At 38.8% G+C, this 10560-nt stretch carries 10 protein-coding genes; 6 read left to right on the top strand and 4 right to left on the bottom strand.

The annotated features are described in order from the left end of the window. Window positions 1-52: 52 nt before the first annotated feature. Window positions 53-346: a TIGR03643 family protein gene (locus DSM02_RS13685; RefSeq protein WP_128766182.1), complete on the bottom strand. Its 294-nt coding sequence runs from the start codon at window positions 344-346 to the stop codon at window positions 53-55. 224 nt (window positions 347-570) lie between these two features. Between DSM02_RS13685 and DSM02_RS13680 the strand changes: the two genes are divergently transcribed. The 5 genes from DSM02_RS13680 (at window position 571) to DSM02_RS13660 (ending at window position 5072) form a co-directional block, all read left to right on the top strand. Further along, the gene (locus DSM02_RS13680) at window positions 571-1170 is read left to right on the top strand and encodes a hypothetical protein (RefSeq protein ID WP_128766181.1); all 600 of its coding nucleotides are present in this window, start codon (window positions 571-573) and stop codon (window positions 1168-1170) included. Between the two features lie 181 nt (window positions 1171-1351). Beyond that, on the top strand, window positions 1352-1795 hold the full coding sequence (locus DSM02_RS13675) for a hypothetical protein (protein ID WP_128766180.1): 444 nt from the start codon (window positions 1352-1354) through the stop codon (window positions 1793-1795). A gap of 76 nt (window positions 1796-1871) precedes the next feature. Continuing rightward, window positions 1872-2474 carry a hypothetical protein gene (locus DSM02_RS13670; RefSeq protein WP_128766179.1) on the top strand — a complete coding sequence of 201 codons (603 nt, stop codon included), beginning with the start codon at window positions 1872-1874 and terminating at the stop codon, window positions 2472-2474. 4 nt (window positions 2475-2478) lie between these two features. Further along, entirely contained in the window at window positions 2479-2979 is a 501-nt protein-coding gene (locus DSM02_RS13665; RefSeq protein ID WP_128766178.1) for a nuclear transport factor 2 family protein, read from the top strand. A 26-nt stretch (window positions 2980-3005) separates the two neighbouring features. Further along, window positions 3006-5072, top strand: coding sequence for a M13 family metallopeptidase (locus DSM02_RS13660; RefSeq protein WP_128766177.1), 2067 nt, complete (start codon window positions 3006-3008; stop codon window positions 5070-5072). 53 nt (window positions 5073-5125) lie between these two features. Here the strand turns inward: DSM02_RS13660 and DSM02_RS13655 are convergent, their stop codons facing one another. Further along, entirely contained in the window at window positions 5126-5767 is a 642-nt protein-coding gene (locus DSM02_RS13655; protein WP_128766176.1) for a hypothetical protein, read from the bottom strand. Between the two features lie 100 nt (window positions 5768-5867). Between DSM02_RS13655 and DSM02_RS13650 the strand changes: the two genes are divergently transcribed. Further along, entirely contained in the window at window positions 5868-7193 is a 1326-nt protein-coding gene (locus tag DSM02_RS13650) for an aspartate kinase (protein ID WP_128766175.1), read from the top strand. A gap of 202 nt (window positions 7194-7395) precedes the next feature. Here the strand turns inward: DSM02_RS13650 and DSM02_RS13645 are convergent, their stop codons facing one another. Both DSM02_RS13645 and DSM02_RS13640 read right to left on the bottom strand, forming a co-directional pair. Continuing rightward, on the bottom strand, window positions 7396-8196 hold the full coding sequence (locus DSM02_RS13645; RefSeq protein WP_128766174.1) for an NAD(P)H-binding protein: 801 nt from the start codon (window positions 8194-8196) through the stop codon (window positions 7396-7398). A 25-nt stretch (window positions 8197-8221) separates the two neighbouring features. Beyond that, entirely contained in the window at window positions 8222-10528 is a 2307-nt protein-coding gene (locus DSM02_RS13640; protein WP_128766173.1) for a M20/M25/M40 family metallo-hydrolase, read from the bottom strand. Window positions 10529-10560: the final 32 nt, after the last annotated feature.

The following is a 10560-nucleotide window of genomic DNA, read 5'->3' as shown; positions in this document are numbered from 1 at the left end:
ATCCATCAATTATTGATGGATTTTTCAATTAGACCTATTTATAAGATAATTGTTAACGCTTACTTATTTTATTATGGGTTATTTGCTTTTGCCTGGAGCTCTTAAACGTACCTTTTTCAAAGGTTCTCTTAGCAGCGTGTTTGGTGCTTCTACCCTGCACACGAGCACGCCACATTCTAAAGCTAGAAGGTTTCAGTTCTCTGCGCATAAGCGCTATAACTTCTTGCTCTTTAAGGTTAAATTGAAATGCTATAGCATCAAAGGTAGTGCGGTCTTCCCAGGCCATTTCAATAATACGATCGAGCTCGCGCTCAGTAAATTCTGAATTAGTTTCAGATGTTTCCATAAACAGTTTTTTGTGAAAGATACCTTCACATACCAAAATTTGAAAGCTACTGCGTGTTGAATTTCAGTTTTTTAGAGATAATTAACGTTTTTAATAAATAGCTTAACACCATTGAGAATATTCGTTAATTCTCAGTAAAAAGTTTAAGTAATTTTTAGCGAGCGTATTTAAAAAGCAATTCTTCTGTCTATTACATTTACACGTTAACTATTAAATCAGATATTATGAAATATATTCAAATTGCAGCAGCCGGACTTTTACTGGCAACTTCACTTACTTCTTGTAAGAATGCCGGTGAAAAAGAAGCTCAGGTAGAAGAAGATACTAAAGAGGTGCAAACCGTAAAAGATAGCACCGCGGCAGAAAAAGCGCGTTACGCTGAAGCACAGCTAAAAACGGAAAGACCAATTATGCCAGAAGATTATGAGATCAATTGGGATGACGTTGAAGCAGATCCTACAATGAAAACAGATTTTGAGGCTTGGGATGACTACCGTACTTTCTCAGGGTCTTTAAGTGATTTAGAATTGAAAAAAGTGCCCGAAGCTGAGATCACAGATTATATCACACAACTAGAGCAAGAGGCAATGAATCTTGAAAATACAATTCCTCAATCTATAATGACTGAAGAAATTCAGGAAGATATTAAAGATATTAAAGAAGAAGTAGCAGATCTAAAAGCCATTACAGCTCAAGCTGGTGTTAATGAATCTAAGATCGCAAGTCAGGTAGAAGAATTGAAAGAGGCTTATGATGATCTTAATGAAGAGATTAAAGAAACTGTATCTAATTCACAGAAGCGTCTTTTTGACGATAATCAGTAATTAGATAAAATTTATTTAAAAATGTAAGGCTCTCATACAGAGAGCCTTTTTTAATGGTTTTAGTTAAAGAATGCCTAACGTTTAGGCGATTTCACCACAAGTTTTAGCAATACTTTATAAATCCTGATATGTTTAGAGCCTCCTGGATCCCATAACTTTGCAATGTTAAAACCCCAGTAGAATGAAATGGCACCTGCTTCAAATAGTAGTATTAACATCCTTATTCCTAAGTTGTAAAAACACTTTAGATACGCCTTCTTCTAAAATGGCGCTGCAGGCTCATGTAGAGCAACTAAATCCTGATGTAGAAGAGCTCGTTAAAAACTGGGATGGTTATTGGGCTTTAGAGCGAAATATCGCAATGATTGAAAATACAAATCCTTTAAACGCTATTGAGTTTATGGATAAGTTGGCCAACAATTGTAACGCGATGATCATGCAAATGCCTCAGGAATTAAAAAGACCTGAAATCAAAGAACAAGTAAAACGAGTAGATACAAGAATTAATGAATTTTACAGTGAAGTAAATCGGAGCGAAATTAGAGAAGGCGTGGTAGAAAATCACATAGAAACCATCATTAATGCTTTTGACACGCTCAATAAAAAACTCAATCGAGTTTTATAAAAGATGTAAAGTATATAGTTGAAGCCTCTTTATATAGAGGCTTTTTTTATGCGTAGCTTTGTGTACATTTGATCTTATGAAAATTAGCTTTTATCTTTTACTCATACTTCTTTTAAGTCTGAGTTCTTGTAAAGAAAAACAAGAAGTTGTTGCTGACCCCAGAGAGGCGACAGATACACTGCAGATTGCCTATCAGCCAAATAAGAAGCAAGAGATTATATTAACGCCTTCGGCAAAAAATGCTACAGAAAGCTGGGAGAATTATCTGGAGCTGGCAGCTCAGATAGATGCTTTAGACACGGTGCGCGTGGGATATTTGAGGGTAAATGGTAAAGATTGGATTAGCAATGCTTCTCTGGCACAAACTAAAGTAAAAGACAGTTTTGCAAACACGGCTATAGAATCTAGATTGACGGTCTTATTTACAAAGACTAATACACTTATTCAGGAAGCTTCAAAACTTGAAGTAGATACAGCGGCAGTTAATAAAGAAGCCACAGAATTATACAACACATTTCAGAACTTAAAGCTTCAGATAAATTTAAAGCATCAGAAATCTATTGAAGAATTACTAGAGCAATACGAGGTTGAAGCAGATTCGCTTTCAGCAGTTAAAGATTCACCAGAGACACGTCGTGACAGCTTGCTAAGAGCCAATAATGTCCCTGTCCAAAACTAAAAAAATGAAGAAATTACTCATTTTATTTATTGTAATAACTAGTGCATCCTTATTTGCACAGCAGCGTGATAAAACAGAAATGGCAATAAATAGCCAACTCGAAAAGTGGCATAAAGCTGCTGCAGATGCAGATTTTGATGCTTATTATGATCTGATGACTGAAGATGCTGTCTTTATAGGTACAGATGCGGATGAAAACTGGCAACTAGACCAGTTTAAAGCATATGCAAAGCCTTATTTTGATAAGGGAAAAGCTTGGAGTTTTACAACACTTGAACGAACTGTTTATCATCCTAAAAAGTCTAAAATAGCCTGGTTTGATGAACTGCTGGATACACAGATGGGTATTTGTCGCGGATCTGGTGTTATGCGCCTGGATGGTAAAAATTGGAAGGTGCAACACTATGTGTTATCTATTGCTGTCCCTAATGAAAATGTTTCAGAATTAACCCAGATTAAAAAAGAACACGATAGTTTGCTAAGGGCAAAAATGCGTGACAATTAATTTAAAATAATCCCTTATTATAGTTTATGAATTCAATGTTTAAAATGATGATTCCGGTATCTATCGGAATTTTAAGTTTAACCGCTTGCAAAGAAGAAGCAAAAAAAGATGATGCTGTTGCAGCGGTTCAAATTCCGGCGTTAGACCTAACTAATATGGATACGCTGGTTAAGCCACAAGATGACTTTTACAAATTTGTAAATGGAAATTGGATGCAAAATACAGAGATCCCTGAAGAAGAATCAGTTTGGGGAGGTTTTAGTGTTTTGCGTAAAAAAACGCGTGAAGATGTTTTAACCATTATTGAAGATGCGCGTAAAGAAAACACCTACGCTGCAGGTTCTGATCAGGCTAAAGCATTAGCACTTTTTGAAAGCGAACTGGATACGGTTGCGCGTAATGAAGCTGGTTTGACTCCGCTTAAACCCGCTTTAGATAGTATTGCGGCAATTGCTTCGGCACGTGATGTTGCACGGGTGGGACAAATGCGTAACGGCACAGGAACTCCGTTTTTTAACTTCAGAGTATTTTCAGATTTCTCAGACAGTAAGATGAATGCGGGTTATATTACTCCGGGAAGATTAGGATTGCCAGATCGTGACTACTATCTGGAGCAGGATGAAAAATCAAAAGAGATTCGGGAGCAATATAAAGCGTATATCAGTTGGGTTCTTGAGTATGCAGGTGATGAGAAAGCTAATGCTGAAGATGAAGCGGCACGTATTCTGGCTTTAGAAACTAAACTAGCAGAGCCAAAGCTTGACAAAGTAGAACAGCGCGATGCGCGTAACCTAAATAACCCAATGAGTGTAGCGCAACTGCAAAAGTTGACTCCGGCGATTGACTGGACCGCTTATTTTGAGAATCAGGGGTTACAAAAAGAAGTTGATACCGTTATCGTACTTCAGCCTAAATACATGAAAGCATTGCAAAATGTATTGACTACAACTCCAGTTGAAGATTTAAAACTGTTGATGAGATGGGCAACACTCAACTCGTGGTCAGATGCACTTACTACAGACTTAGAGTATGCAAACTGGGAGTTTTACAGCAAAACGTTAAACGGTACGCCAAAACAAAAACCAGCTGATGAGCGCGCACTTGCAACTGTAGATAACACTTTGGGTGAGGCTTTAGGTAAATTATATGTTGATAAAGTATTTCCGCCAGAGGCGAAAGCTAAAGCGGAAACTATGATCGCTAATATCAAAGAAGCTTTTAGAGACCGCATCAACAATCTGGAGTGGATGACCGACTCTACTAAAATGCAAGCTATTGAGAAACTGAATAAGTTCACGGTAAAAATTGGTTATCCTGACAAATGGGAAGATTATTCTAAGTTAGAAATCAGTGCTGATAAAGGATATTTTGAGAATCTATTAGCGGCAGGAGCTTGGTCTCTTGACGAGAATAATACAGAATATAAAGAACCGGTTGATAAAACGAAGTGGGGAATGTCTCCACAAACGGTGAATGCATATTTCAATCCTTCTTTTAACGAGATTGTATTCCCGGCAGCTATTTTACAACCTCCGTTTTATAACTATCAGGCTGATGAAGCTGTAAATTATGGAGGAATAGGAGCGGTTATTGGTCACGAAATTTCACATGCATTTGATGATAGCGGTGCGCGTTATGACGGTGACGGTAACTTAAAAAATTGGTGGAGTGATGCAGATCTAGAAGCATTTACAGAACGCAGTGGTGCTCTTGCTGAACAATATAGCAATATTGAAGTTGCAGACAGTTTATACATCAATGGTAAATTTACTTTAGGTGAAAATATTGGAGATTTAGGCGGACTTCTGGCTGCTTACACTGGATTGCAAAAATTCTATGAGAAAAACGGAAGACCAGAAGAAATAGATGGTTATACACCAGAGCAACGTTTCTTCATCAGTTGGGCGACAATCTGGCGTACAAAAATGCGTGACGATGCGTTGCGTACTCGTATTAAAACAGACCCGCATTCTCCGGGAATGTACCGAGCTTATGTACCGCTTCAAAATATAGATGCTTTTTATGAGGCATTTGATATTAAAGAAGGCGACCCTATGTTTGTACCTGCTGAAAAGCGCGTGCGCATCTGGTAAGAAGATTTTAAATAAAAATCAAAAGCCCGAAAGCAATTTGCTTTCGGGCTTTTTTAGTTTTTAATTTCGTTTACCAAAGCAAAAGCCTGATTCACATATTCTTTTTCGAGAAAAAGAGTAAAATAGTTTGAAGTGGAAATCGCTTCAAAAATGGGTATGCCTTCGTAAGCAAGCAGCTTAAAGATATAAAAGTAAAGCCCCACTGTTTTTGAGTTATTTACCGGAAGTGCAATAGATAAAGAAGATAAGTCGTGCTTCACCATAACGCAAGTTTCTTTCTCAAAACAACGTTCTACAAGCTCGGTCAGATCGTTAGAAACCAGAATATTGCTTTCGTGAAAGGTGCTCGAATAGGTTAAATAAGCTTTGGGAATACTTTTAGTCTGTTCAAGCAATTGTGACTGACTTTCTAAAATGGTGTTTGAATTGAGAAAGGTAAAATCTGTAATGCCGCTGCGTACTACAATGTCTCCCAAGTCCCGCATCATTTTTTCATCAAGGCGTTTCTGCGGATAATAGCGTCGCAATGCCATTACAACAGAACCCACATTGACTGGCTTGCCTAATTCTTTTTCAATTCTGGGTTTAAAATCTTCGGCTAGTGCGCTGTAATTGATGATCTTACGCATCAGCGCATCTTCGGTATACGGCTGGTGTTTGATAAGTTGTTCTACGACAGAGGTTATAGTTTTCAATGTTATATATTTAACAATTTGTACAAATTTATATAAAATTGTTGAATTTTTTTCTTGCTTCTTTTTTTCAGCTTAACTATGCAGCATTAATTTGATGAAGATGAATGTTTTAAAATTTGGAGGAACTTCAGTAGGAAGTGCTCAAAATATCAGAAAAGTAGTAGAAATTCTTTCTGTTACCGAAAAGCCAAAGATTGTGGTGCTTTCTGCAATGTCTGGTGTTACAAACTTATTAGTAAGCCTCAATCAGGCAAGTATAGATAAAGATTCTGCACAAATCACCAATGTGCTGGAGCAGCTTCAGGCTAAACACTTTGAAGCAATAGAGAATCTGTTTACCGCAGAAAATCAGCCAGAAACAAAAGCTCAAATTGAGACGTTTGTAGCTGCTTTAAAAGACATCGCAACTGGTGGACGTACATTAACCACCTATGCTGAGTTGGTGACTTATGGTGAAACCATCCTTACCTGGATGATTTCAAAATTCTTAGATCAGGAACAGGTAGCAAATGTGCTTTTAAACGCAAGTACATTTATGAATGTAGGCACTGTTGAAAACCCAAACATCGATTCAGTTTCTGAAGCTTTATTGCCACAATTGGAACAAAACCCTTCTCAATTATACATTACACAAGGTTTTGTGTGTCGTGATGAGCGGGGTTCTTTAGCAACACTAAAGCGTGGTGGAAGCGACTTTAGCGCAACCATTATCGCAGCAGCGGTTTCTGCTGCCGGTGTTCAGATCTGGACAGATATTGACGGGTTGCACAACAACGATCCTCGTTATGTAGAAGGTACAAACCCTATTGAGCATTTGACCTATAACGAAGCAGCAGAGCTTGCTTATTTTGGAGCAAAAATTTTGCATCCGCAAACCGTGGCTCCGGTAATAGATCGTGATATTCCGGTTTGGTTAAAAAATACGTTTGAGCCTTCTGCTCCCGGAACTAAAATTTCTAATGAGTACCATAACCGGGGTTTAAAAGCGATTTCTGCAAAAGATGGTATTACCGCTATAAAAATTAAATCGAACCGTATGCTAGGTGCTCACGGTTTCCTGAGAACGATTTTTGAAGTGTTTGACCGTCACGAGACCTCAATTGATATGATTACTACTTCTGAGGTGGCTATCTCATTAACCATTGATGACACCGCTCACTTAAAAGCTATATTGACCGAACTTTCAGTAATTGCTGAAGTTACTGTCGAAGAAGATCACAGTATTATTTGTATTGTAGGAGAGAACCTTATTGCAGACCACGAGTCGTATAAAGCATTTGGTATTCTCAATTCTATCCCGGTGCGTATGATTGCATATGGCGGTAGTAATAACAACATTTCTCTTTTGGTTCCAACACGAGAAAAGATAAGTGCCTTACAATACTTAAACGCGCAATTGTTCCAACTAGAAGGAGCAATAGCTTAGACTTTTGTTAGTTAGTGTTAGCCTTTCTTCTGACCAACCAGAAGATTAACATGAGAAACCCGGTAGGTGCTTGCCGGGTTTTTTTATTGGCACCGCCAAAAGGTTTAATACCCCGAAGCTTGTTTCAAAATGGGGAATTTGTTTTAACGAATGATTCATAGGGTTTTCCCGAGGTAGTTTACTCAGAAATGAGTTTTAAGCTTTATAGGTTTTTTTGAAACGTATAGCCTAATAAAGGTTTTAAAGTAACAGAGTCTATTTGTTTAAAAGTCTGATCTCTATCAGATTCATAAACAGGAGGTTCCAGACCTAAAGCTTCTGCTTGTTTTTTATAATAAACCGCTTTTGCAGGATGCTCAGGGTGTACCGCATTTATGATATGACCAAAAGCATTTTTATAAATCACGCCTAAAATAACACCCATACAATCTTGACGGTGAATAAGATTCACTGACGCGTTACCATTGCTTAAACCCGTACGACCGGCAAGGTATTTTACCGGATTTCGGCTACCGCCAAAGAGTCCGCCAAAGCGTATTACGGTAGTTTTAACCGCAGTAGACTTAAAGAAAATCTGTTCAACTTCTACTAGTTGCTTGCCTTTGTTATCCTGAGGTTTGGGTACATCAGCTTCGGTAACTTTTCCTTGAGAATCGTCATAAACGCCTGTACTGCTTATTAAAATCACTTTTTGTACAGAAGATTTTTCAACAGCATCCAGCAATTGGGCCATCCGCAAAGCGTGGTTGTGACCCGTATTTCGGCGTAAACCAGGCGGAATTAAAATGATCAGAATTTCAGAATCTGCTAAAAACGAATTGATCTCCCCGCGAATTTCGTCTTCTGCAATTTCAACCTGATAGACATCAACGCCGTAGGTTTTCAATTCTGCTTGTTTGGTTTTAGAAGTAACCGAACCTTTTACGGTATGTCCCAATTCTTGTAATTGCGCGGCCAGTGGTAGTCCCAACCATCCTAATCCTGCGATAGCAATCCTGCTCATAATAATTCAATTTTAAACAATGCTTTTAAAATTCGATTTGCTGTTTGGTGATCAGCGCATCGGTATTTACAAAAGGCATTGGCATAGCATTTAAAGGGCGCGAAGGTAGGTCAAAGCTTGTGTTTTCTAAAAGATCATAGCTATAATCAAAAAGCGTAAATTGCAACGGCGCACCTGCTGCTATTGTTAAATGCACTTCGAGCGGTTCTCTGTCAACAAGCCGGTAGCTCAATAAATAGTCTGTAGAGCGATTTGCTAACGGAAATGCTTCGCCTTCTCGGGATAAAACCTCCTGCCCATTAAAGCTTAACCGGTTAAATGGAGTGCCTTTTGGACACAATAAAATCATATCTCCCACATTGCGTTGTGGAAATACAGTGAAATCCAGTCTGCGCTCACCATCAATTATAGTATCCTTAGAAGTGTAAATTTGCGAAGGTGCAACAAAAGTTACCGGTGCTTTTGAAATATAAGAATACCGACTCCCGTATTTCCCGGATTCCGGATTTTTACCGGCTTCTTCTGCGGTTTGTATATGTTCTCCCAAACTAGTTTTCAGCCAATCGTCTAGCTGGTTGTTGTAAGTAGCAAAAAATGCTTCTTCAGTATCTGCATCGTAAACATAGTTTAAACTGGTAGGAAAACGTCTTTCTTCGGTGAAGTCAGATTTTGCATACGCCGAAATAAAAGCACCAACACTCACGAGTAGAAATAAGATTGCAAGTTTGCCTTTCATCTTATAATAGCCCATCACCGGAAGCAACAAGCCAAAAAGTAATACGGTAAGCGCAGTTGCTGCTACCAGCATTTTGAGACCCAGACCCACAGGAAATTCTTTGATATAATGGGTTATGATAAATAGGGCCGGAGCAGAAAGAAGGGTGAGTAGAAACAAGTTGGGCTTGTCGCTTTTTAAAATTAAAAACACACTCAGCAATCCAAAATAAATAGGAATTACAAAAAAGGAAGCGCCTTCTAAATACAGGCCTACTCCGGTTGCAATGAGTAGCCAAAAGAATAACGGTGCAAAACTGAGTGAAGCTGCTGTGTTGGGTTTATAGAAGAGTTTATAAATGAAAAAGGTAAGTGCTAAAATAAGCGCGACAAAACCGGCTAAAAGTTCATAACCATTATAAGGAAAGCCTTGTAAAATATCGGCTTGTGCAGGGTCTAGTGCTAAAATTGCCTTCCAGCCCAGGCTAACTAAATAGGCTAAAACAAGCGAAATGAGTAACGGAAGAAACCCGCGTAAAACCCCTAAAACTGTGAGTTGTTTTTTGCGCATTCCATATAGGAGTACCATAAAAAATAAGATCCAAGCACCTATTAGCATCGGTAAAATCCAACTGAATGGATAATAAGCCATTTTAAGTATAGGAAGGTTAAAATAGACATAGTCCTCATCTGCTTTTAAGTTGAGATCTGCATCTTTAAAATAGTCTAAAAGAGCCGATAGATACCTGCCTTGATGTTCTAAAGACTCCGGATCTAGACGGCTGGGAATATCATTGGCTGTGTGGTAGTCAAAGTGATCGCCAATAAACGCAAAGAAAAATCCATCAATATCGCCATCTTCGCGCAGGACAGTAGAGTCAGTATCGTTAGGCAATAATTTATAAACGCTATACATCAGCGAGTTTGCATACGGATGAGAAGGGTTGGCTTCAGCAAAAGCCTTGATCAGTTTGCCGTTCCCGCCGTTGGTCTCTACGATCATATTAGAAGGGCCGCCGCTTCCACGGGCTTCAAAGTTTAAAGCCAGGTCTACATCTTTTGCCCATGGATGCTTGTTCACAAATACCGAAGCACCATTAAGACCTAATTCTTCAGCATCTGTAAACAAAATAATAATATCATTTTTGGCTTTTTCGCCTTTGGCTAAATAGGCTCTTATGGTTTCTAAAATCGCAGCAACTCCGCTTCCGGCGTCACTTGCTCCGTGTGATGCTGTATGCGGTGCACTGTCGTAATGCGACATCAGCAAAAGCGTCTGACCAGAACCTGTACCGGGAATGCGTGTGATTATATTTTCAGCTCTGCTTAAAGCGCCCCAGCCGGGTTTATATGCAAAATCAGTTTGTATTTGTGTCTCGAGACCAAAACCTTCTAGCGTTTTTACGATATAGTTTTGCGTAGTTTGATGTGCCGGCATTCCCACGCCATGCGCTTCACGAGCTATAGAATCTACAAAAGCTTGTGCACGCGCAGTAGAAAATGCTGTTAGCGGAGTGTTGGCATCAGCTATACTTTGCGGTTTGTGTGTGTAAAAACTAAAATAAATAAGCCCCAGAATGAGCAAAAAAGAAAGTACGGCAGCGTAATGCGTTTTCATAGGTAGACGAATATTCGGTTAAAGGTAGTAGG

It is taken from the genome of Leeuwenhoekiella polynyae, assembly GCF_004104075.1.
Lineage (GTDB): Bacteria > Bacteroidota > Bacteroidia > Flavobacteriales > Flavobacteriaceae > Leeuwenhoekiella > Leeuwenhoekiella polynyae.
This window is presented reverse-complemented; position numbering and strand designations above follow the sequence as displayed.